27 protein-coding genes are annotated in these 21151 nt (G+C 34.7%); 25 read left to right on the top strand and 2 right to left on the bottom strand.

Annotated features, from left to right (window positions below; genetic code table 11):
- Window positions 1-26: 26 nt before the first annotated feature.
- Window positions 27-1025, bottom strand: a complete 999-nt coding sequence (locus tag ACN1CN_RS10175) for a virulence RhuM family protein (protein WP_419135568.1) — start codon at window positions 1023-1025, stop codon at window positions 27-29.
- A gap of 290 nt (window positions 1026-1315) precedes the next feature.
- Window positions 1316-1681 (bottom strand): hypothetical protein, encoded by a 366-nt coding sequence (locus ACN1CN_RS10170; protein ID WP_419135567.1) that lies wholly within the window; start codon window positions 1679-1681, stop codon window positions 1316-1318.
- A 96-nt stretch (window positions 1682-1777) separates the two neighbouring features.
- Between ACN1CN_RS10170 and ACN1CN_RS10165 the strand changes: the two genes are divergently transcribed.
- From ACN1CN_RS10165 to ACN1CN_RS10045, 25 genes are all read left to right on the top strand, one after another.
- Entirely contained in the window at window positions 1778-2086 is a 309-nt protein-coding gene (locus ACN1CN_RS10165) for a hypothetical protein (protein WP_419135565.1), read from the top strand.
- Between the two features lie 30 nt (window positions 2087-2116).
- Complete coding sequence (locus ACN1CN_RS10160) at window positions 2117-2692, top strand: helix-turn-helix transcriptional regulator (RefSeq protein ID WP_419135564.1); 576 nt, start codon at window positions 2117-2119, stop codon at window positions 2690-2692.
- A gap of 184 nt (window positions 2693-2876) precedes the next feature.
- Window positions 2877-3038, top strand: a complete 162-nt coding sequence (locus ACN1CN_RS10155; protein ID WP_419135563.1) for a hypothetical protein — start codon at window positions 2877-2879, stop codon at window positions 3036-3038.
- A 1-nt stretch (window position 3039) separates the two neighbouring features.
- The gene (gene dnaG, locus ACN1CN_RS10150; RefSeq protein WP_419135562.1) at window positions 3040-6462 is read left to right on the top strand and encodes a DNA primase; all 3423 of its coding nucleotides are present in this window, start codon (window positions 3040-3042) and stop codon (window positions 6460-6462) included.
- Window positions 6463-6464: 2 nt separating this feature from the next.
- Window positions 6465-6767: a hypothetical protein gene (locus ACN1CN_RS10145; protein ID WP_419135561.1), complete on the top strand. Its 303-nt coding sequence runs from the start codon at window positions 6465-6467 to the stop codon at window positions 6765-6767.
- Between the two features lie 2 nt (window positions 6768-6769).
- Window positions 6770-7009: a hypothetical protein gene (locus tag ACN1CN_RS10140; RefSeq protein WP_419135560.1), complete on the top strand. Its 240-nt coding sequence runs from the start codon at window positions 6770-6772 to the stop codon at window positions 7007-7009.
- Window positions 7010-7020: 11 nt separating this feature from the next.
- Window positions 7021-7305: a hypothetical protein gene (locus ACN1CN_RS10135; protein WP_419135559.1), complete on the top strand. Its 285-nt coding sequence runs from the start codon at window positions 7021-7023 to the stop codon at window positions 7303-7305.
- A 5-nt stretch (window positions 7306-7310) separates the two neighbouring features.
- Window positions 7311-7532: a hypothetical protein gene (locus ACN1CN_RS10130; RefSeq protein WP_419135558.1), complete on the top strand. Its 222-nt coding sequence runs from the start codon at window positions 7311-7313 to the stop codon at window positions 7530-7532.
- 2 nt (window positions 7533-7534) lie between these two features.
- Window positions 7535-7921: a hypothetical protein gene (locus tag ACN1CN_RS10125; protein WP_419135557.1), complete on the top strand. Its 387-nt coding sequence runs from the start codon at window positions 7535-7537 to the stop codon at window positions 7919-7921.
- Window positions 7922-7928: 7 nt separating this feature from the next.
- Window positions 7929-8228: a hypothetical protein gene (locus ACN1CN_RS10120; RefSeq protein ID WP_419135556.1), complete on the top strand. Its 300-nt coding sequence runs from the start codon at window positions 7929-7931 to the stop codon at window positions 8226-8228.
- Complete coding sequence (locus ACN1CN_RS10115; protein WP_419135555.1) at window positions 8215-8565, top strand: hypothetical protein; 351 nt, start codon at window positions 8215-8217, stop codon at window positions 8563-8565. Before ACN1CN_RS10120 ends, ACN1CN_RS10115 begins: the two co-directional genes overlap by 14 nt.
- The gene (locus ACN1CN_RS10110; RefSeq protein WP_419135554.1) at window positions 8565-8813 is read left to right on the top strand and encodes a hypothetical protein; all 249 of its coding nucleotides are present in this window, start codon (window positions 8565-8567) and stop codon (window positions 8811-8813) included. The genes ACN1CN_RS10115 and ACN1CN_RS10110 overlap by 1 nt, the downstream gene beginning before the upstream one ends.
- A 3-nt stretch (window positions 8814-8816) precedes the next feature.
- The gene (locus ACN1CN_RS10105; RefSeq protein WP_419135553.1) at window positions 8817-10313 is read left to right on the top strand and encodes a DNA cytosine methyltransferase; all 1497 of its coding nucleotides are present in this window, start codon (window positions 8817-8819) and stop codon (window positions 10311-10313) included.
- A 156-nt stretch (window positions 10314-10469) separates the two neighbouring features.
- Window positions 10470-10877 (top strand): hypothetical protein, encoded by a 408-nt coding sequence (locus ACN1CN_RS10100; RefSeq protein WP_419135552.1) that lies wholly within the window; start codon window positions 10470-10472, stop codon window positions 10875-10877.
- A 947-nt stretch (window positions 10878-11824) separates the two neighbouring features.
- Window positions 11825-12256 carry a hypothetical protein gene (locus ACN1CN_RS10095; RefSeq protein WP_419135551.1) on the top strand — a complete coding sequence of 144 codons (432 nt, stop codon included), beginning with the start codon at window positions 11825-11827 and terminating at the stop codon, window positions 12254-12256.
- An 80-nt stretch (window positions 12257-12336) separates the two neighbouring features.
- A complete protein-coding gene (locus ACN1CN_RS10090; protein WP_419135550.1) occupies window positions 12337-12789 on the top strand; it encodes a hypothetical protein in 453 nt (150 codons plus the stop codon).
- A gap of 76 nt (window positions 12790-12865) precedes the next feature.
- Window positions 12866-14218, top strand: coding sequence for a S49 family peptidase (locus tag ACN1CN_RS10085; RefSeq protein ID WP_419135548.1), 1353 nt, complete (start codon window positions 12866-12868; stop codon window positions 14216-14218).
- A 9-nt stretch (window positions 14219-14227) separates the two neighbouring features.
- Window positions 14228-15220, top strand: a complete 993-nt coding sequence (locus ACN1CN_RS10080) for a hypothetical protein (protein WP_419135547.1) — start codon at window positions 14228-14230, stop codon at window positions 15218-15220.
- A 12-nt stretch (window positions 15221-15232) separates the two neighbouring features.
- Window positions 15233-15904 carry a hypothetical protein gene (locus ACN1CN_RS10075; RefSeq protein WP_419135546.1) on the top strand — a complete coding sequence of 224 codons (672 nt, stop codon included), beginning with the start codon at window positions 15233-15235 and terminating at the stop codon, window positions 15902-15904.
- A 3-nt stretch (window positions 15905-15907) separates the two neighbouring features.
- The gene (locus ACN1CN_RS10070; RefSeq protein ID WP_419135544.1) at window positions 15908-16471 is read left to right on the top strand and encodes a hypothetical protein; all 564 of its coding nucleotides are present in this window, start codon (window positions 15908-15910) and stop codon (window positions 16469-16471) included.
- 5 nt (window positions 16472-16476) lie between these two features.
- Window positions 16477-16791 (top strand): hypothetical protein, encoded by a 315-nt coding sequence (locus ACN1CN_RS10065; RefSeq protein ID WP_419135543.1) that lies wholly within the window; start codon window positions 16477-16479, stop codon window positions 16789-16791.
- A 76-nt stretch (window positions 16792-16867) separates the two neighbouring features.
- Complete coding sequence (locus ACN1CN_RS10060) at window positions 16868-17608, top strand: hypothetical protein (protein ID WP_419135542.1); 741 nt, start codon at window positions 16868-16870, stop codon at window positions 17606-17608.
- Window positions 17601-18881 carry a DNA modification methylase gene (locus tag ACN1CN_RS10055; protein WP_419135541.1) on the top strand — a complete coding sequence of 427 codons (1281 nt, stop codon included), beginning with the start codon at window positions 17601-17603 and terminating at the stop codon, window positions 18879-18881. The genes ACN1CN_RS10060 and ACN1CN_RS10055 overlap by 8 nt, the downstream gene beginning before the upstream one ends.
- 87 nt (window positions 18882-18968) lie before the next feature.
- Window positions 18969-19553, top strand: a complete 585-nt coding sequence (locus tag ACN1CN_RS10050; protein WP_419135540.1) for a hypothetical protein — start codon at window positions 18969-18971, stop codon at window positions 19551-19553.
- Complete coding sequence (locus tag ACN1CN_RS10045; protein WP_419135539.1) at window positions 19540-21123, top strand: hypothetical protein; 1584 nt, start codon at window positions 19540-19542, stop codon at window positions 21121-21123. Before ACN1CN_RS10050 ends, ACN1CN_RS10045 begins: the two co-directional genes overlap by 14 nt.
- Window positions 21124-21151 lie beyond the last annotated feature (28 nt).

Here is a 21151-nt window from a genome sequence, read left to right as displayed (position 1 = left end):
GCACTGGTGTAAAAAAGAAAACCGTTTTATTTATTTTTAAGCTTATCTTCCAATTGCTTCAATTCTACGAGATCCTGTTCATCTGCCCTTTTGACCTCTAACTGTTTACGTTGTTTATGAAATGCTTCATAAACGGCATCTACTTTTTCTTCCATTTGTAAATGAGTAACTTTTCCCTTATGAGTTAAAACTTCTCTATCATTAAACTCTATAATTCTGTCAACATTTGTTTTCCAGAAATCCATTGTAATATCTTGTCTGTTTTTTGCTCTCAATTCGGCAGTTTCAAGAAATACCACCACAAAACGATTTAGCGTGTCTATCTCATCAGCAATAAGATAATTTTTTGCTACATAGATATCCTGTTTGCGTACAATACTTCCTTTCCAACTTTTTAATGCCATATTTGGCTCATCCGCATTGGCACGCGAGACAATTATTTCGGCAGCTGTTTTTCCTGTAATGGCATATAACATTTTGTTTTGTGTGTCGGCAAAAAACATTTGAGTAGCTTTATCTGTTGTGTCATAGTCACTGCTTAAGGTAAACAAATCACGAATTTTTTGATAAAATCTCTTTTCAGAAGCCCGAATATCTCTAATTCGTTCGAGTAATTCATCAAAATAATCTGTTCTTCCGTTTGGGTTTTTAAGGCGTTCATCATCCATGACAAAACCCTTAATCATATATTCCTGTAGGTTTTGGTTTGCCCACTGCCTAAACTGGGTTCCTCTTTTACTTCGCACTCTAAAACCAATTGCCAAAATCATTGCTAAAGAATAAAATGCAACATTGTATTGCTTACCATCTGAGGCAGTTGTTAAGTAATCCTTAACAACTGAATCGGATACCAACTCCTTTTCTTTCAGCACATTAGATACATGCATACTTATATTAGGTATGGAGGTGTCAAAAAGTTCTGCTATTTGACTTTGGCTCATCCATACATCCCCATCTCTGTCAAAAAGTTCTACAGTAGACTTTCCGTCAACAGTATGGTAAAAAATAAGTCCTTGCTTTTCCATCTTCAAAAAGTTTTTTACATTCAATTCAGCACAAAAAGAAACAATATTGCTTTCAACTATTACAACCTTATTTAATGCGGAATTGATAATTGAGGAAAGTTAATAAAAAAACCCCGAAACATGGGTTTCGGGGTTTGGTATTCTTTAAGCTAAAATTTGCAGAGAGGAAGGGATTTTCTTTGCATTACTTCAATATTACAAACCTCTTGTTTTCAATCCTATTTTATCGAAATATTATAGTGATTACGATACCTTTTGACACATATTTGACACAGGTCAAAGCTTCAAATCTACTTTACTCCCACTGTTTTTAAGTCCCTATGAAGCTCTTCAAGCTTATTCATCAGGTCCAAATTAGATACTTCTTTAACATATTTGGCTCCTGGTTCTAAAACTTTTAAATAGTTATCACTAGACGAAAACATTTGTCCTTCATCCTTCAAAAGCCAGTTTAAATTGAGATTTGGAAAAATATTCATTAAAGAGTATATAATTTTTATTCCTGGTTTCTGTTTCTCTTTCGTGTACGAAAACCACTGTGTGTAATTGAGATCAAAATCTTCACAAAACTTTGGTATATAGGACTTTTCAGGGTATTCCTTTTGTCTCCCATACTCTTCAATTAACGCCCTTATTTTATCTCCTTCTATAGTCATTAGTGAACTTTTTTTAAAAAAATCTTCATTGATTAGTTAATATATTCATTAATTAATATATATTTGCTAAACGAAACATAAACAAAATATATACAAATGATAAACAAAGATAACATTTCTGTTGAAGAAAAAAACAGTGCGTTTACCCTAAAAGCTGTAAATGAGGCTTTAGGGTCTTTGCCAACAAACTACGTTGTGCAAGCGAAAAAGATTCTGGACGAAAAGTTCCAAAGTGGAAAAATTAAAAAGACATATTCCAAAGTATATATCTCAAGAGTTAAAAATGGAGATAATAAAGTTTTTAATGAAGATATCATGCTTGCTCTTGTTGAAGTAGGAAATAAACACAAGGAGACACTGGAGCAATTCGGACGTAAAAAGAAAAAAACCTCTAGAACTAATTAAAGCCTTCGAGGTTTGTTTAAACATTTAGCGATGACAAATATACAAATTCCCTCCGGTTTAGTTGATGAAAACATAGAACTGTTTTCTGTGAACGGTCAAATGATGGCCACACATTCAGGCGCTGTAAAAAAACTTTTCGAATTACCTGAATCATTTATTAAAAAATTGACTGATGAGATGCACGAATTTCCATCAGTAGTAAAAGCCTTAGAAATTGCGGGTTTTACCTCTTTAAAAGCACAACTAGAAAAATATGCCGAGTGCAAATTCGGTGGCTTTGATTTAGCTGCGGATTTTAAAGACGGCCAGTTTTCAGAAGCGGAATATCACGAATGCGGATATCGTGGTTCGTGTCCGATGGAAGGAATTGTTTGTGGTTTTTTTAAGGTCAATGGCCGGATCATTACTCCTTTTGAAATTCAGATCATAAAACACTTGGCAACTGAAGACACGCTTCCCGTAATAGCTGAAAAGTTACAAGTTTCAATGAACAATTTTGAATCAAAAAAACAGATTCTGTTTAAAAAAATGAGTGTTTTTTCTAGAGCAAAACTAGTAGCACGTGGTTATGATCTACAAATTTTAAATCTCAAACTATGTTCTTAAATGTACCAATTAAAGCACAGATAGAAATCCTAGCGATCAAATTAAATGAGGTCGAAATGTCTGATTCTATGACCACAGACGAAAAAAATACAATTAAGCAATTCTATCGAAAGAAGCTGAAAAAAATTGACCCAAAAAGTAAATTATAAATAAAGTGAAGCTTACCAAACCAAAATAAACAATTATGTCAAACGATAATTTAATGTCCAAAATAGAATTATTGCAAGAACAAATCGACAACCTCGAGCGTTCTGGATTTTTTACCGAAAAAGAAATGGACAGAGCAACTATTTCTTTAAGACAGGAAAAGGAAGTTTTTGAAAATCAATTAAAAAGCGAGGAATAATATGAGATTTATAAAACAATCCTCAATCGATAATGTCTTAGATGAAGCAGACATCCATAAAGTAATTGGCGCATCTGAAGTACTAGTTAAAAAAGGCGTTCATGACTTTTGCAAATCCCCGTTTAATGATCATGATAAAACTCCTTCGTTATGTGTAAATAAAGTCAAAAACACATTTTTTGACTACTCTTCCGGATTCGGAGGAAACGCTGTTAAATTCTTAATGAAACGTTTCTCTATAAACTTTTTTGAAGCTATCGAGAAAGCTGCCGAAGTATGCGGTATTGTTTTGCAATATGAAGAGCAATCAGAAGATTTAAAAAGGCTGCAGGACGAAATGTTGGTTATGAAAAAATTGGTTGACTTCATGAACGAAGAATATCAAAAGCAATTTCATAAACTGGATATCGCAGAATGGCCAAAAGACCTTATGCTGAATGAAAGAAAATTTTCTCCGGAAATCATCGAAAGTTTTATGGTGGGGTTTGCTCCTGATCAAAAAAGCTTTATTTCTACTCCGGCGATAAATATTGGCCAGTTTGAAATTGCCAAGTCGCTTGGTTATACTAAAACAGAACATGGTTCCTCCTACGATTTTTACCGTAATAGGATAATGTTTCCTATTCAAAACGAAAAAGGAGAGGTTATTGGATTTGGTGCACGAACCGATAATTCTGAGGATTCCAAAAAATACGCAAAATATTTAAATTCTCCGGAGAGCAAGCTGTACCAAAAAGAAAAGGTATTGTATGGGATTTGGCAAGCAAAGAAGTCAATAACTTCTTCAGGTAAAGCAATTTTACTAGAGGGATATACTGATGTAATGGCTTTACATCAAAATGGTGCTACAAACTCAATTGCACCATGTGGTACAACGCTAACTGATCTGCAGGTAAAATTATTAGGCCGTTTTTGTAAGCATGTAATTATGTTTCTTGATGGCGACAAAGCCGGACTTAAAGCAGCACTAAGAAACATCAATATATTTCTAAAACAAGGATTCAAGGTTGAAATAGTAATTTGCCCAGAAGGTCATGATCCTGATAGTTTATCACGTGAATGTAACATTAACGAGTTCATTACCAAAAATAGCCAGGATGCTATTTTATGGAAATCTAAATTGATGTTCGCTCAGGCGAAAAACCCTGAATTAATTGCATTAGAGGAAACCCTTCGTAAAGAATTAGATCATACTATTAAAGAATTAAAGCATCAAATACTTAATGATGAGCAGTTAAAAACCCTTACACTTCCTGACAGAAAAGAAGCAAAAAAAGTAAATGATTCGGTACTTAAAACAGTTACAGAACTTGAAAAAGAACTCAAAGAAGAACTGGCCGATTTACCCCAGCATGATCCTTCCCTAATTTCACAAGCTGTTGAAGAAATGGCCAATACATTGCATGCAATACAAAATAAAATTACGCAGGCAAGCTATGTAAAACATGTTTCTAAGATTTTGGACCAGAAACCACAAGTTTTAACCAACATCATAAAATGCACTGAGGAGGAGGAAGAAAAAGCACAAAAAAGGAAGAGCCTGGACACGGACAAAAAAGAGTTTCAAATTTTGGGACTCCCTGAAGGTGCTAACAAGGATCAATTTTTAACGGATCGTTTTTGTGAGATCGGTAACGTTTATTGGTTTAAGCGTGAAAATTCCTTTATTATCGGTACAAATTTTAGAATGATACCTCTTTTTCACGTTGAAGGTCGAGCTGATAATAAACGACTTTGCGAGGTCATAAATACACAGGGACACAAACGGCTGATTGACTTTGAAAGTACAGATTTAATCAACTTCACTAAAATAAAAGAACGCTTAATTCAGGAGGGATTCTTCTTTTTTGAACCAGGAACAAATGTCAACGATTTTCAGCTGATCGCTAAAAAACTACTCAATGATTTTGTTACAGCATCAGAACTTAAGATACTTGGACAACAACGTCAGGGATTCTTTGCATTTGCAGATGGTGTCTATCATAACGATGGATTCCACAAAGTGAACAAATACGGAATTGTACATGTGGAAGGTCTCGAAAAAACTGATAGCGAGTACAGATCAGATATCACACATTTCTATTCTCCTTCACATTCTGAGATATATAAAGCTGCCAATGAAGGCGATGATCCATTTGAAAACGATCGCCATTTTGTACATAAACCTGCTCCGGTAACAATTGATCAATGGGCTGACCAAATGGTTACTGTTTTTGGTGATAAAGGAAAACTGGGAGTTGCCTTTTGTTTTGCTGCAAACTTTCGAGATCTGTTTATTCAACATTACAATTTCTTTCCCCTTTTTGGAGGATTTGGTCAAAAGGATAGCGGTAAATCGGGATTTGGAAGCTGTCTACAATCTTTTTTCTATTGGAATTTAAACCCTTTAGAATTGAATACAAGTACCCTTGTGGGATTATCCAGACGTCTAACTCGATGTAAAAATACAATTGTTTTTTGTGATGAGATGCGCGACGATATCGACGAAGCAATGCACCAGACTTTGAAAGGAACCTGGAACGGAATTGGTCGCGAAAAAGGAAAAGGATTTGACAGTAATAAAACTACGGTAGATAAAATAAACTCTGCAGTATACTATTCCGGACAATATTTACCTACCCGAGATGACGGTGCTTTGCCTTCAAGATCAATTATGGCAAACTTTGAAAACAAGGAATATACTGCAGGAGAAAAGGAAGAATATAACAAACTGATTGCGTGGAATAAAGCCGGAATATCCTCTTTTATTTTGGATGTGATTAAGCATCGAGAATTCATGACGAAAAACATGACCCGTATTTACGCAGAAACAGCAAAGGATTTAAAACTGGTATTAAAAGACCAGGAATATCAAAATAGAATTTTTGATAATTATTTACAGCTTTTGGTTACAGTAAAAATGCTTCAGGACAAATTCAGATTCCCGTTCACTTACGAAGAGTATTTAAACTTAACAAAAGATGCCATTATTGATAATTCTGAAACAATTGCTGATTCAGATGGATTGGCAGCGTTCTGGAGAATTGTTGAATATTTAATTGAGAACCATACAATCAAACAAGGCGAAGACTTTCAAATCACACGAGAATCAAAGTTTGACTACATCCCGAAAAAAGGAGAAAAGATAAGCTACACAAACGATAAGAACGATAAAATAATATTTATCAACTTCAATAAAATATGGCAGGATTATCAGAAAGAAGTTACTAAAAGACAAGGCGAAGAGCTAATTAGAATGACGACAATCCGAAATTATTTTAAATCTAAGAAATACTTCATCGGATTATTTGGCAGCCGTAGAATGGGAAATAGATGCCCTAGCGGTTATGCTTTAAATTATTCAATGATGCAGCGTTTAGGAATTTTGAATGTTGATGATATCAATGATACACAAACAAATATTGAACTCCCTCAAGGTTATTAATCATGGACGGCAAAGAATTTTACAAATACGCAAAGGCATGTAATGATCATAAAATTACAATCTATCCAAAGTGTTCGAACAATGGAAGGTATAAAATTATAATCAATACCAATGGAGAAGAGAAAGTTGGTGATCACTACTACGAAAAAGTAGCTTCTGTTAAAGAAACTGTGATAAAGACACCTCGTGGTATTCAAAAAGTAAAAGAGGTAGTGCCGTCTGTATGGGACAAAATTTTCGAGTTATATAAACTAACATGCATTAAAAACGACTTTTTAAAAACAATTAATAATCAAAACATTTAGCGATGAAAAACACACACAAAAGTTTACGAAGGAAAGTCCACGACACTCAGGTTTATCAATCTCTGGGTAAAATTCAGAGAGGGATTGTAAATACCCGGCAAAACCTATCTGCAATTAACACAAGCTTAAAGTTTGTCAAAGAAAAAGGAGTTAAGGAGTGGGAACAAGTATCTCAGAACAGCATAAGTAATGCTGAAATAATCAGAGAAATTCACACAAAAAATCTAGAAGTTAAATTTTAATATCAAAGAAAATGGAAAATACAAATCAAAATAGGATCACTACAATTTCGATAAAAGTTCAATTTATTGGAGAATTTACAGATTTCAAATCTTGGGAAAAAAACAACCAGAATTGCGCAAATAAATTCGGTATAACCTCAAAATTATTACACATCGATTCTAATGGATTTGCGACGGGAGGTTATAACATGAAAAATTCGTTACGCTCCACAGTTTATCCTGTAAAAACTTACTTGATGGTACAAGATGATCAGATCGTAAAACCATCAGCTTTTCGTTCAACCTCAAATAATTAAAAAATATGGCAAAGTATAAATATCTAGTTGTACAAACTAAATCAAAAAGGCCTTTTCAAAGTGGTGACGTTGTTGCCCAAAAAGAAGTTACAGGTTTAGATAAAATGGGAATTGGTAGAGAATGGGGGAAATTAGAAGTGAAATACCCAGACACAGATTACATGACATTTCTTTCTGAAGGAACCAATGTTAGAAGAGAATTTCAAAACGAACCTATAAAACAATAATCATGGCCTTAAGAAAATATAAAGTTGAAGTAACACGTATTGATGAATATGAAATCGAAATCGACGACGCAATATATACAAATGAAGTAATTGAACAATGGTCGGAAAGCTTTTTTGAAACTGACGAAGATTGCAGACAAGAAGATTTTGCAAAACATTTGGCAAAAGGCCTAACCAGGGGAGGAATAAAAGACGGTTTAGAAGGCTTTGGTTTCGTAAAACAAAAATTTCACAAAATGCCTGTTGGTGAGCTGTTAACTCAGTATTCTTCCGGATTAAAAAAAGTTACTGAGGAAGAGTACTCTCCTGGTCTTTTTGTAAATATAATTTGTCACGATGATGATTATGAAACTGAAGTGTTCACAATTGAACCGTTAACCTCTAAATAGTAAAATTATGCGAATTAATGAAAGTTGGGATAAAAATATAACATTGCTAAGTCTAGATGGAAAAACAACTGATCCCAATGAGTTGCAAGTTGTATGGGCTAGTTTTTCTTTTTATGACTGTGAATATACTGCAGCCGTTTCAAAAAAAGATATTGAAAAAGATACACCAAATGTCGCATTAGAAGGTGATTCAATACTGTTTGATAGTTTTAATAGTTTGATTGAAGATGCTTGTTGGGAAAAATTAAAAATGTGTTTTGAGCGATACCAGACCTACTTAATCCAATTAGACAATGAAGAATACTAATTGTACCGTTTGCGGGCTTCACAAAGAAGCCTGCTTACATCAAATGGAACACAAAGAAGAGAAAAGCAATCAGAATATTATAAGAATGCTATGGTTTGGACTCGGTTTTATTTCGTCGTGGCTTTTCTACTTGTTTTCCTGTTCAACCGGGCATTTCATAACAAACTATCAAATCACAGATTCAAATAATAGGAGTTATTATACAAATGAATATGAGATAAAAAACGATTCGATTTCATTTATAGAAAATCCCCGAAATCCTAATGTGAGATTTCCTTTTAAGATTCCTTATAAAAATGTTAAAATTCAAGTAACCAACCGTAAAAAAAACGAATGATGTCTGGAGATAAAACCAAATTGGCAACCATACTTTATAACATAAAAGGCTATGCAATGATATCCGGATACGATTGCGATTTGATTTATGAACTCTTTGAAAGCAAAGGATGGATTAAAATTAAATTTCCAACAAAGAAGAACAACATCCGATCAAAACAGGTTCAGGAATGTATATGGATTAATTATCCTTTGACAATGACGAATTCTAACAACGGAAAACAAAGTGAACTTTTATTAAAAAATTAAACTATGAAAATCAATACAAACCAATATAACCTCAATCTTAACTACGATCCGGATGCTATTAAAAGTAATTCAAAAAAAGCAAAATATGCCGAGTTTTTCGCCGGTGGTCTTGGTTGCGCTTCAGCAGCCAAAAAACATCCAAATGTCGATGTTCGTTGGGTTTTAAATCATGACAATATTGCCTGTAAGACGGCTTATTTTCATTTAAACAACACCAAAGTTTACTTTGCCGATATCTATATGCAGGACGAACACGAATTAGAGCGTGTAGATGTTATACAAGCTTCATTTGAATGTGATTATCATACACCCGCAATTGGCTCAAAAAGAATAGATCAAAAAAGTTATATGATGGGATGGGAATTGTATAGGTATATAAAATTTCTTAATCCCTTAGTATTAACCGTAGAAAATGTTCCTGGTGTAAAAAAATGGGCTCCACTTGGAGAAGATGGTCAACCGGATAAAAGTCGTGCTGGTGAGGAATTTGAAAAATGGAAACAAGCAATGATGGATTTGGGGTACAATTATACGGAAAGTATTCGTTGTGCTGCAGATGACGGAATAGCAACAACAAGGACCAGGTACTTTGCTATTTTTTACAAAGATGGTATCCAGGCATCGTGGCCAGAACCAACGCATAACGAATTTGGTACAGACGGAAAATTACCATGGATACCATGTAAAAATTATATTGACTTAGAAAATGTAGGAGAAAGCATTTTTGGTAGAAAGTACAATGAGAACATTCGTAAAAATCATCGTAAGGCATACTCACCGAAAAGTTTAAGAAGAATTGGAGCCGGAATTAATAAATATACTCCAGATTTGGCACAATTTATTTCAACTTATTATGGAGGTAAAGCGGGAGAATCAAGAGGTCAAAGTTTAGAACAGCCGTTAAGAACGCAAACTTGTGAAAATAGACATCAACTGATCAGCATTGAAAAAATGCAATTTATTGCAGATTATTGCCATCAAGATTTCTTTCAGTTACCTGAAGATCCGTTAAGGCCGCAATTATGCCGGCAAACAAAGCAACTTGTTACAGTTGAACAATTCATCGCGCAGCATTACGGAACAATTCAAACTCAGAAGTTAGAAGACCCTCTAAATACAATTCCCTGCCGCGACATTCATCAACTAGTGACACTCGAAAAAATTCAGTTTATCTGTGAGTATTATAGCGGTTTCGGTAAACCAGAATCCAATGTAAAAAGCCTTGACAAACCACTCACTCCAATTCTAAGTGAGCCAAAACACCAATTAGTAACATTGATAAATGAATTTGATGTTAAAGCCCGTTTCCTCACGAGTGAAGAATTAGCAGAAATAAGCACATTCCCGAGGGATTTTTTTTCACAAAAAGGCTTAAAACTATCTCATAAAAAAGCGATTAAATTAATCGGAAACGCAGTTCCTCCGGAATGGTTCTATAAAATTTTGGATCACAACATTGAAGCTGTTCTTGATTATAAGCAAAAAAGACTATCAGCATAACGCCATTATTCTATAAGGAGCTTTGCTTGTCGGCAAGGTAGCTAGTTGTAATGTGTTATAATCGGGAGAATAAATGGTAAGTTTCATGCACCCTGTTAAATTACAATAAGACTGACGTGGGAAAGACCTCTTTTTTTAACTCTTAAAAATATAAAAATGGGAACTATTACCGAAGCAAATAAAATTCATTATTTCCTGAAAGATGAAAGTAGTGAAAGCTTTATAGATTTTAATCTTGAAAGTTACATGGAAATTCCACAACATGACGGTGAAATTAAATTTAAGCGTATTGAAGATATACGGTTGTTTTATTCAAGTGATATTGAAAAACACGAATATGGGTCTTTTAAAATTGATTTTGGAAGGAATGATTGTTGTTATTCCGGTTATAGAAACGTTAAAGATCTTTATAAATGTATGCAATCTAATATATCCATTTACAATTTCAAACCGGCGTCAAAAGAGGATTATTTAGTTTTAAGAGAAAAAATTTTAAAAATCTTTTTAGAACATCACTGTACTGATTATTCAAAGCTTGAAATTGGTTCAGAGTTTCCACGCTAAATGGCGGAAATCCGTAAAAACGAATAAAAACAACGGAATACTTTTGATCTTATGACAGATAAATATAGAAACATTAGAGATTACCACGAGATAGAAATGGCAAAAAAAATAACGGCCATGAACGAAAAGCAAAAACGGATAGAAAGGCGAATTAATGTATTCGGATTTTTGACCATCGCAGGATTAATTATCTGGTTTATGACTCAAATTATAGTTAACGGATGTTGACAAAAAATAAATGAAAATTAGAAAAAGCCACGTGATGTATTTCTCAATTTAGACCATTTGAGAATATAGTCATTAACTTCCTTTGCTTTTTCATCATCTGTTTTCATCTCCATTTCATTTTTAGGCATACAAAGATAATTCGAATCATAACACCTCGCTGTCCTAAATTATAACATATCGGGCATTCAAATTACTAACCGGTTCGAACGGTAATTATTGTCGCCGACAATAAGAACGGCTCGACCATTCAAATTATAATTTAATGCACTACCCCGCGCCCCAATATTGCAATGTATATTCAGGATGTTGAGACGTGGAGTAGTTGACTCCAGAACTGTAATTAATCACGGCCAACAAATTAAATAGCCGCCGGTAAAAGTCAGTAATTTACCTTTTTACTTTTTTCCCCGCCCCCCATTATTGAAAAAAGTTTGTGAAAGTGAAAGTAGCGGAATATAGTAAGGTTCAACAGTTCAACAGTTCCACATATATTTAATAACATTATATAAATCAAATCATTAAATCAATTTTAAAAGAGTTTTACTTTGTGGAATATGTGGAACTATTTTTTTAAGTTCCGACAGGTTTCATGTAGTTCAACGCTAAATTTCAAAATAATCTCTTTGTTTTCAATATGTTGAACTGTTGAACTAAAAAACCTAAAAAATATTCATTAATTAATGTATATTTGAAAATTGAAATTTAATACCAAAAAAAACATGAGTGATAAAGCAGTTGTGACGGTTCACTTTCCGGTAAAGCCTCACGTGTATAAATTTTTGCAAAAAAAAGTAGGTGAGAAATTGATTGTTTCAAAAAACAATTTATACGGAAATCTTGTTTTAGACATTCTCTCAAAAAGGTATTGTGTACTTGACGCAGTTACTGATGAGTATACCTTTCCTGTAGACATTTCCTTACGCTACATGGAAGATTACGGGATTTTTATTGATAAAAAAATTATTAGAAAATTTAATTCACAAGTAGACCGTATCTTTAAAGAGGAGGTTCGTTCCTATGTTGCATTAAATTACTCTATGAATGACATTCCAAAAAAAACAGCTGTTGAACAATTTATTTTCCATTACAATTTAACTGAAGATGATATTAAATTGGAGACGATTTTGAAAGATTTGGTACGTAATTTATAAAAGGACAATTTTTTTTTCCCACGATTTGTCCTTCGGTTTTTGGGCAGTCTATTCATTAAATAATATATATTTTTACATCGATGATAAGTGCAATAACTTCTGAAAATTATAAAAACATCACTAAGGTTTCTATTTTAGATTCTAAGTCGGTTTTTTATCCTATGAAATATGTTTTGGAAAAACGTGACATTTCTTTTGATGAAGATTTGGCAATCGTTATAAATGAATTAATACCCGAAGATTTGAAGTATCCTTCTACTTCAAAGATGACCGATGCAGGAATGCTTAAAGATTATAAAATTGAAATATCTATTAATAATCAAAAATCAAAAACCATTGAAGGATTAGAAAATTTACATAATAGAAAAGTTATTGTGGTTCTACATCATGCTTCAGGAAGAATAATTTTAGGTTGTAATGAAATGCCATTGGAATATTTATATAACGATGACAACACAACCAATCCTCAAAATGACAATGGATTTACCGTTACATGTCGTGGAAACGCTTACTTTTTAAAGGTTTTAACTTAAAAACCTGTCCTTTTTACCGGCTCATTATCGTAGTAAAATTGCATCATCAATAATACTAACGATACAATGTAAAATTTTGAGCAAACAAATTTCTAATTTCTTTCAAGGCAGTTTATTTGTATCCGAATCATATTTGGATGCATTAATTCCTCATTATTTCAAGTCGATTACTTCCGGCCTTGTTTCAGTCGACAAAACAGTCAAAGAACTTGAAACTGCATTTGTTTCTTATGCTGATCAATCTTCCTCAGATGTTAATTTGGTTGATGATTCCGGTAAGGTTGTGGTTATTGATTTTATCGGACCAGTTGTAAAATATTACGATTGGTGGGACGGAATGCTTGGAACTCAGGAATACATGCAATTATTAGATCGCTTTAAAAATGATCCTACCGTTGCTGGTGTTGTTTTAAAAGTGGATTCAGGAGGAGGTCAGAAATATGGGACTCCCGAATTTTACGATTACATCAACGAGTTTAAGAAAACGAAACCAATTGTCGTTTATACAAACGGTCTGTTGTGTTCCGGTGCATATTACTTCTCCGCTCCTTCATCTTTTATAATTGCAAATAAACGAGCTGATGCAATTGGCTCTATTGGTATTTACACAGAACTTTTTGACTGGAATGGATATTATGAAAGTTTTGGTCTTAAAGTACACACCATTTACTCTGATTTATCTGAGGAAAAAAACAAATCGTACAGAGATGTTATGTCTGGATCAGACAAAAATTATAAAAACTACATCACCAAAGAACTTAATCCGGATGGGCAAAAATTTATCGACGACATGAAAGGTGCCAGATCAATCTTGAATCCCAAGGTATTTAAAGGCGGAGTTTGGAATGGTGAAGAAGCGCTTGAAATGGGATTGGTAGATGCTGTTGGAACGGAGCAAGATGCTATAAATAAAGTCTACGAGCTAAAGAAAGCTATGACTGATACAAATAATTCTAGTGAAAAAACTAATTTAAAAACAAAAACTATGTCGAAAAACACTAAAAGTTTTCCTCTAATTCAGGGAATTATCGGTGTTCAAGGAGAAGGTATTGCAACCATCTCTACGATTGCCGGAAAAAAAGGAATTCAGATGACTGAGGCACAACTTGAAAAGATAGAGCTTTCTCTTTCCGGACATAATACTGCGCTTACAGAAGAAAGAACAAAGGTAACTACAGCTGAGGGTAAAGTTACTGCGCTTGAAACCGCAATTAGTTCGGCGCTTGAAACCGCTAAATTAACTGCAGGTGTGGACGCGAAAGCAACCAATGAATCAAAAATTGAACTTTTGGGTTCTAAGGTTGTGGAGTACGGAAAACGCTCCGGTGCGATTGCTACAATTGCAAAATCTGACGGTGATCAGTTTGAGGAAAAAGACTCAATTGCAATCCAAACAGATGCTCACAATGAGTTTTATAATAAAGCTTAAATTTTAATTATGAATATAGATCAAATTTTAGAAGAAACTAAAAGATTTGCAGCGCAAAATCCTACGATTTTAAACGCTGCAGTTATGTCCAATGAAATTCTATTGAACAAATATGCAAAGTTAATCCCTAGGATTCGCGGTGAGTTTGCTTCTGTGAATTCAGTAATGGGACATGTTGTTCAAGCTTTCAGTCCAACATGGACAGAAACTGCCGATGTGCAATTTCGAGGAAAACAGTTGAAAAACTATCATCAAAAAGTAAATTTTGCCTTTACTCCTGCTGAGATTCTTGGTTCTTGGGTTCAGCAAAAATACGATGAAGGTGTTGAGTTAAAAGATAAGACTATTTCAAAACACATAATGACAATGCTTGCTGCAAAAATCATTAGTGATGTAAATATTCTTTCTGTAAAAGGTGTTTATAATGCTGCTACTCCAACAGCATGGTTGGCATCTATGGATGGTTTAAACCAGGTTCATATTGCATTATTAGCCAATACTGATAATCCGTGTTTCAAAATTCCTACTGATGCTATCACTAGCACCAATATCATGGATGTTGTTTTGGCTTATGAAAAAGGTATTCCTGAGCAATACAAAGACTCTATCAAGTTTCTTAAAATGAGCACAACAAATGCTCAGAATTACAAATTATTGTATGAAGATACTTTTGGAAAAAATACTGATTACTCAGCTGATAAACGAAATAGAACTCGTTTAGGTGAGCGTCCCATTGTTGGTATACCTGGTATGAATGCAAATCACATTGCGTCAACTCTTGAAGGAAATTTTGTGAGAATGGTCGATGTTGTAGAGAATCCTGCAACGATCACTGATGTTCAAAAATTAGATTACAAAATCAAAGTTTTTGGAGAATTCACTTTGGGGTATGATTATGCAGTTAATGAATTAGTCATTATGAATACTTCTGCTGTTGGAGCGGTTAGAGGTTTAGGTAATGCAGCATTAAATGCTTTGTATTATCCTGAAGAAGCCCTTTAACATTACGTAATTATGAGTAAAGAATTATTAGAAAAAGCAAAAGAACTCGGCATTATAAATGCCGAGTCTTTGACTGCAGCACTGCTTAAAAAAGCTGTAGGTGAAGCACAGGCAAAATTAGATACAAAAAACACTCTAATTGAAAAAGCAGCAGAATTGAATGTTGATCTTACAGTTATACCAGAAGATGCCTGGAAAGATGCTGTTGATTCTGCATTTAGAAAATTAGAAGCATCATCTTATTTAAGAAAAGTTGCCAAAGCTCTAGAAATCGAATATCCTGACGGAATCTCAGACGAAGATTTAACAATTCTAATTAATGAAGAAGGTGAAAAACTTGTCGAGGCAAAATCCTTACAACTTCAGGAAGGCATTGTAGATATGCTGTCAGAATACTTAGGAGTAGAAGATGTTAGATTGCTTACTGTAGACGAGGTAGAAGCTCTGTTAGAAGCTAAAGGAGATAATGTTCTTTCGACACTTGAAACTACAGATGAAGAATCAGGTAAATCAGCAGAAGTTTACACTGATTCTAAAGGAAGAGAGTTTGTTTTTACTGATGATGCTCCGGCAGCATTTAGATGTTTTGGTGTTGAAAGAACCCAAGAAGAGTGGATGGTAGACAAAGATTCTATGGAATTGTTTGTTGAAGGAGATTTATCATTTTTAACCTTAAAAAAATAAGCAATGAGTTGTTTTGAAGAAGTAGAAACTGAAAATTTAGACGCTTGTCTAAACGGAGAAATTCAGGCAGGTTTGTCTGAGGTTGGACTTTATTATGCTAAACATGAAGATGTATTAGCTTTTCCGATGCCTAAAAAAATCGGCGAAGTTGGTTATAATTATGAAGAAGCAGTGACTGTTGCAACCGCAATTACCTTTAATGCTGGCAAAGGTTGGGGCAAAATAATTTTTCAACCTGACACGGGTGAGGGAACTGTCGATCTTGTGGGTAACAAAGGAAATAAAAAAACCAAAAATGCTGTCACATTTTTCGTTGCAGGAAATAGTAAAAAACTATTAGGTTATTTCTTAACAATGAAAAATATTCCATCATTGTATTTGTACACAGAACGTGACGGACAAAAACGTGTTGTCGGTGACAAGTTTAACCCTGCCTACATGAGCGAGGTTAAAGCGACTACCGGAAAAGGTGGTGAAGACGAAAAAGGAGTTACGATTACAATCGAATCTTATGCTATTCCGATTGTATACGAAGGAACTCTTCAATTTCCTGTTGAAACACCGTAAGACTAATGAAAAATAGTTTTGAAATTGTAAATCTACCAATACCTTGTGCTTTCCAGTTACAGGACGGCTCAAGGTTTGATTTGCGAACTGGAATCCCAAACAATGCTTATCAGGTTTTTAAAAATGGATTTGAGCATTTAGGATTGAAGCCCGGTGCGGAAAAGCTTTTCAAAAAAGAATCAGAATCAACAATTGTTAAACTGATCAGGAAAGCAAAACGCATAGAAGACGTTGAAATTTTGGTTTTGGTGAAGCCTGATAATGTTGTTATTCAGGAAGAAGCCAAAAAGAAATTTGAGCAATTTAACCGATTAAAGTAATGTGTCATTGAATATTTTTTTGGTTAGTTAGTTGAAAATCCCGCGATAGTGCGGGATTTTTTTTAAAACAATAAGCATGGATATATCAACATGGTTTTCTACAAGCGGCACCTATGCAGATGGTTTGACTCTTTACAGTCAATTGACAACTTGCAACGCTAACTTATTAAGAAGTTTGTCCAGGGAAAATGCTTCTAATTTCTTAAAACTAAAATACGAGCTCAAAAAAGCCTTAATGAGCGGTTCGGTTACAATAGTTCAAAAAGTTGAAAATATTGTGGTTGAGCAGCCAAAAGAGCTAAAAGACAACTCTTTGATTAAAGAAATTATAAAGCAATCCGAGGCGGTTTCTTTTCAAAAAGAAACTATGGCTATGTATCCAATGGAATTGCATTCTACGTATCGTCAGCGTGTGAATGATTTTTATTTAGCCTGTGAGTTGAAATTCCAATTAAACTCTTTAGCTGATGGTGACGAAAACGCAGCACTTAAAATTATTATTCAACTGGAAGATTTGTGGACCAAAATCGACCGATCTTGGATGATATTAGATCATTGGAAAGATCATAATCGGATAATGCCTACTGTAGAAAGCGAGGATATCAGTAAACTATCCGGTAACAAATTAGTAATGATGCGAAATAAGCTTGAGTCCAGGATAAGCAAACGTGATAAAACCTTAGAATCTATGCATGAGAATGTTAAATCTTCTCCTGAAGATAGAGGTTTGTTGAATTTGTATAATCGTAAACTAGAGCAATTGCAGCAACTTAAAATTGATTTAGAAACCGTTAGAAGAAAATTAAAAGATGAATGATTTATTACTGGCTCCATTGCAGTGGTCTACAGAAAAAAGGAAAGTAAAAGATTTAATTCCTTACGAATACAATCCTCGTAAACTTTCAGAAGAGAAAAAACAAAAACTAAGGGAAAGTTTAGAAAAGTATAATCTTGCAGAAATACCTGCGGTAAATACAAACGATGTAATTATTGCCGGACATCAAAGAATTGTTGTTTTGATGGAAATTGGAAGAGGCGAAGAAATAATTGATGTTCGGGTACCAAATCGAGAATTGACAGAACTGGAATTTAAGGAGTATAACATCCGTTCGAATGTTCAGGTAGGTGATTGGGATTTGGATATTCTAACTGCAATCTTTGACGATGTTGATTTATTGTCGATTGGTTTAAATGTCGACGATATACCACTCCCGGAGTTAATGCTACCTTCTGAATTAATAAGTGAAGAAGAAGCGGAATTTGATCCGGAACCACCGAAAGTTCCGATATCCGTTTTGGGAGATATTTACGAAATGCGTTCGCTTCAGAAAAAATTGGTGCATCGTGTAATTTGCGGTGATAGTCGCGAACCGGACGTTTACCAAAAACTTTTAGGAGGTTTGTTTTTTAACATGGTTCTGACTGATCCTCCGTACAACGTAAATTACACCGGAGGCACAAAAGACAAGCTGCAGATTGAAAATGATAACATGTCGAGTGCGGATTTTTACACTTTCCTTTTTGAATTTTATAAAGCTACCTGTGATCATTCTAATCCAGGTGCAGGAATTTATGTTTTTCATGCAGATAGCGAAGGTGCTAATTTTAGAAATGCTTTAAAAGATGCCGGATTCAAATTGGCGCAGTGCCTTATATGGTTGAAAAACGGAATTGTGATGGGTAGACAAGATTATCAATGGAAACATGAACCTTGTTTGTACGGTTGGAAAGAAGGCGCAGCGCATAATTGGTATTCTGATCGTAAACAAACCACAATATTAGAGTTCAACAAACCTCTAAAAAGTGAAGATCACCCAACTATGAAACCGGTTGAAATGTTTACTTATCTGATCAAAAACAGTACAAAACAGTTTGAAATTGTTGGAGATTCTTTTCTTGGTTCAGGTACCACTTTGATCTCTTGTGAAATGACTTGGCGACAATGTAGAGGAATTGAACTTGATCCCCGATTTGTTGATGTTGCCGTTAAGCGTTGGGTAAAGTATATGCGGGATAATCATTTGGATTTTGAACTTTGCAAAAACGGACATATTTTGTCCAAAAGTGAAATAGATCTATTTTTTGAATAAAGTAAAACCCGCCAATCCAGCGGGTTTTTTATTTGTCCTTTTCTTACACTTTCCGTTTGATGAAATTGCGTTAAAATTCTACAATTTATGAGTTCTAAGGCTGTTGTCGTTCGTAAAACTGTAACTATACTCGACAAAATACGTAAGTATTATCTGAAGGGTGAGGAAAATGTCACGCTTACTGAAAAACAAGATGAAATAAGAATCCGGGTTTATAAAGCTTGGAATTTAATGATCAACTATCATTCAAAAGAACAGGCGATGGCTGTTATAATGAATGAGTATGGGTGTTCCCGAGCTCAATCCTATCGATATCTAACTTACGCGATGTCAGTTTTTGGAAATCCGATTGAAAATCATAAAGAAGCTGAAAAGTATCTGATCAGTGAAGATTTAATAAAATCACAACAACGCTCAATCAAAAATAAAGATGAAGCAGCTTATCTAAAAGCAATGGGGTTACGAATCAAATTAGGCAGTTACGATAAAGATAAAACTCAGTCATTTGATCCGGAAAAATTAAAAGCACAGACCTACGTGTTAAAAGTACATCCTTCAGTATTGGCAAGTATTGAGGCTAATAAAGATGGAGGAGTTATCAATTTCAACAACCTCGACACTGAAGATGTCGATTTTCAGGAAGTAAAAGAAGACGAAGATGAAGAAGAATAAGGATATCGAGCTCAATATTGCTCAAATCAGTGTTATTCATCATTCAAGTAAAAAGGTCTTTAATCCGCTGTTGCTCACTTGGGTTTGGATTAAAACAATTGTTTTGGAGTGGGCACGTGGTACTGGAAAATCTACAATACTTGGTTGGTTTGTTAAAGAGGCCGTAAAGCAAATGCCTAAAGCTACCGGTGTTCTTGTGGGTGAAACATTTCAACAGATGTTGTCCAGGACATTACCCTCAACAAAGGCCGGACTAGAAATGTTTGGCATTTATGAGGGCATTGATTATGTAGTTGGGAAATGTGGTCGCTCTTTAGGTTTCGATATGCCGTTTCAGTCTCCAGATAAATGGGATAACGTAATCCATTTTTCGAATGGTTTCATTTGGATTCTTGTAAGTAATGATCAGGCGAATGGTGGTCGTGGAATAAACTGTTCTATTGTGATAGGAGACGAAGCTGTACTGTTGGATAAGGAGCGTTTATTCAATAACGTTCAATCAACCAATCGTTCAACCTGTGGAGGGCTATATGAGGATCAGCCTTTATGTAATGCTGAGATTTACGCTTCATCGGTAGCGATGACTGAGAAGGGTCAATGGTTCACTGATCTAGAAGCGTTAGCATTGAAGCAACCGTGGAAAGTATTGTTTTCGAAAGCGCCCGCAGCAGTAAATAAGCATAACCTTTCTAAAGATTGGTTTGAACGCATGAAAGATAATGCGCCATCAGATATGCATTATAATGCCGAGATACGGAATATCAGACCAAGTAAGGTAACCAACGGCTTCTACCCTTCCCTTGATCCAAAGAAACATTACTATCGAGATGCTTACAACATGGAGTATCTGGAGGGAATTGGTGTGAAAGCACAGAAGAAAGATTTCAATTGTAAGCAGGATACCGACTACCTCAAGTCTAAACCACTTATTGTCACAATTGATTGGGGTAACTTCAACTCCATGACTGTGTCTCAGGATCAGGGCGAACGATACCGAAAACTTAAAACCTTTCACGTGATATCTCCTAAGATTATTGATGATCTTATTGATGAAGAGTTCTCACCGTACTATGAGGAAAAGAAGAAGCACAACAATGTAATAGAGTTTTACTATGATCGTAATGGTAATAATACTCAGGCTAACTCTCGTGTAACATTTGCGGAACAGGCTATTGCGTGCCTGAAGCGTAATGGTTGGAAGGTGATAGTGAAAGTACGTAAGGGGTCAGAGAATCCTCCACACAATCAAAAGTTTATTGTTGTAAACTACATACTTAAACATGGTGGTACACAGGGATTACCTGCTATTGAGATCAATGAGAACAACTGTACTGACCTAATCGTATCGCTTGAGAATGCACCGGCTATTCCTGGTAACAAACCTAATACCATTGTCAAAGATAAACGAAGCGAGAAGTCCAAGACTATTCGTCCGGAACATGCGACACACTTAAGTGACACGTTCGATATACCGATCTACTGGCGCTACCATAGGCAAGTGATGAAGCTGATCTCGCAACGAGATGACAAAGCCTTCCTTCCTTTATTCAAAGGGCATACAATGAAATAAACACGATCGATACTGATTTCCAATCGGC

It is taken from the genome of Flavobacterium sp. T12S277 (genome assembly GCF_048514875.1).
In the GTDB taxonomy this organism is placed as follows: Bacteria; Bacteroidota; Bacteroidia; order Flavobacteriales; family Flavobacteriaceae; genus Flavobacterium.
This window is presented reverse-complemented; position numbering and strand designations above follow the sequence as displayed.

Bases quoted from the DNA above. Each gene is read 5' to 3' on its own strand.
- ACN1CN_RS10175 (WP_419135568.1), bottom strand. From the start codon at position 1,025: ATGGAAAAGCAAGGACTTATTTTTTACCATACTGTTGACGGAAAGTCT.
- ACN1CN_RS10170 (WP_419135567.1), bottom strand. From the start codon at position 1,681: ATGACTATAGAAGGAGATAAAATAAGGGCGTTAATTGAAGAGTATGGG.
- ACN1CN_RS10165 (WP_419135565.1), top strand. From the start codon at position 1,778: ATGATAAACAAAGATAACATTTCTGTTGAAGAAAAAAACAGTGCGTTT.
- ACN1CN_RS10160 (WP_419135564.1), top strand. From the start codon at position 2,117: ATGACAAATATACAAATTCCCTCCGGTTTAGTTGATGAAAACATAGAA.
- ACN1CN_RS10155 (WP_419135563.1), top strand. From the start codon at position 2,877: ATGTCAAACGATAATTTAATGTCCAAAATAGAATTATTGCAAGAACAA.
- dnaG (WP_419135562.1), top strand. From the start codon at position 3,040: ATGAGATTTATAAAACAATCCTCAATCGATAATGTCTTAGATGAAGCA.
- ACN1CN_RS10145 (WP_419135561.1), top strand. From the start codon at position 6,465: ATGGACGGCAAAGAATTTTACAAATACGCAAAGGCATGTAATGATCAT.
- ACN1CN_RS10140 (WP_419135560.1), top strand. From the start codon at position 6,770: ATGAAAAACACACACAAAAGTTTACGAAGGAAAGTCCACGACACTCAG.
- ACN1CN_RS10135 (WP_419135559.1), top strand. From the start codon at position 7,021: ATGGAAAATACAAATCAAAATAGGATCACTACAATTTCGATAAAAGTT.
- ACN1CN_RS10130 (WP_419135558.1), top strand. From the start codon at position 7,311: ATGGCAAAGTATAAATATCTAGTTGTACAAACTAAATCAAAAAGGCCT.
- ACN1CN_RS10125 (WP_419135557.1), top strand. From the start codon at position 7,535: ATGGCCTTAAGAAAATATAAAGTTGAAGTAACACGTATTGATGAATAT.
- ACN1CN_RS10120 (WP_419135556.1), top strand. From the start codon at position 7,929: ATGCGAATTAATGAAAGTTGGGATAAAAATATAACATTGCTAAGTCTA.
- ACN1CN_RS10115 (WP_419135555.1), top strand. From the start codon at position 8,215: ATGAAGAATACTAATTGTACCGTTTGCGGGCTTCACAAAGAAGCCTGC.
- ACN1CN_RS10110 (WP_419135554.1), top strand. From the start codon at position 8,565: ATGTCTGGAGATAAAACCAAATTGGCAACCATACTTTATAACATAAAA.
- ACN1CN_RS10105 (WP_419135553.1), top strand. From the start codon at position 8,817: ATGAAAATCAATACAAACCAATATAACCTCAATCTTAACTACGATCCG.
- ACN1CN_RS10100 (WP_419135552.1), top strand. From the start codon at position 10,470: ATGGGAACTATTACCGAAGCAAATAAAATTCATTATTTCCTGAAAGAT.
- ACN1CN_RS10095 (WP_419135551.1), top strand. From the start codon at position 11,825: ATGAGTGATAAAGCAGTTGTGACGGTTCACTTTCCGGTAAAGCCTCAC.
- ACN1CN_RS10090 (WP_419135550.1), top strand. From the start codon at position 12,337: ATGATAAGTGCAATAACTTCTGAAAATTATAAAAACATCACTAAGGTT.
- ACN1CN_RS10080 (WP_419135547.1), top strand. From the start codon at position 14,228: ATGAATATAGATCAAATTTTAGAAGAAACTAAAAGATTTGCAGCGCAA.
- ACN1CN_RS10075 (WP_419135546.1), top strand. From the start codon at position 15,233: ATGAGTAAAGAATTATTAGAAAAAGCAAAAGAACTCGGCATTATAAAT.
- ACN1CN_RS10070 (WP_419135544.1), top strand. From the start codon at position 15,908: ATGAGTTGTTTTGAAGAAGTAGAAACTGAAAATTTAGACGCTTGTCTA.
- ACN1CN_RS10065 (WP_419135543.1), top strand. From the start codon at position 16,477: ATGAAAAATAGTTTTGAAATTGTAAATCTACCAATACCTTGTGCTTTC.
- ACN1CN_RS10060 (WP_419135542.1), top strand. From the start codon at position 16,868: ATGGATATATCAACATGGTTTTCTACAAGCGGCACCTATGCAGATGGT.
- ACN1CN_RS10055 (WP_419135541.1), top strand. From the start codon at position 17,601: ATGAATGATTTATTACTGGCTCCATTGCAGTGGTCTACAGAAAAAAGG.
- ACN1CN_RS10050 (WP_419135540.1), top strand. From the start codon at position 18,969: ATGAGTTCTAAGGCTGTTGTCGTTCGTAAAACTGTAACTATACTCGAC.
- ACN1CN_RS10045 (WP_419135539.1), top strand. From the start codon at position 19,540: ATGAAGAAGAATAAGGATATCGAGCTCAATATTGCTCAAATCAGTGTT.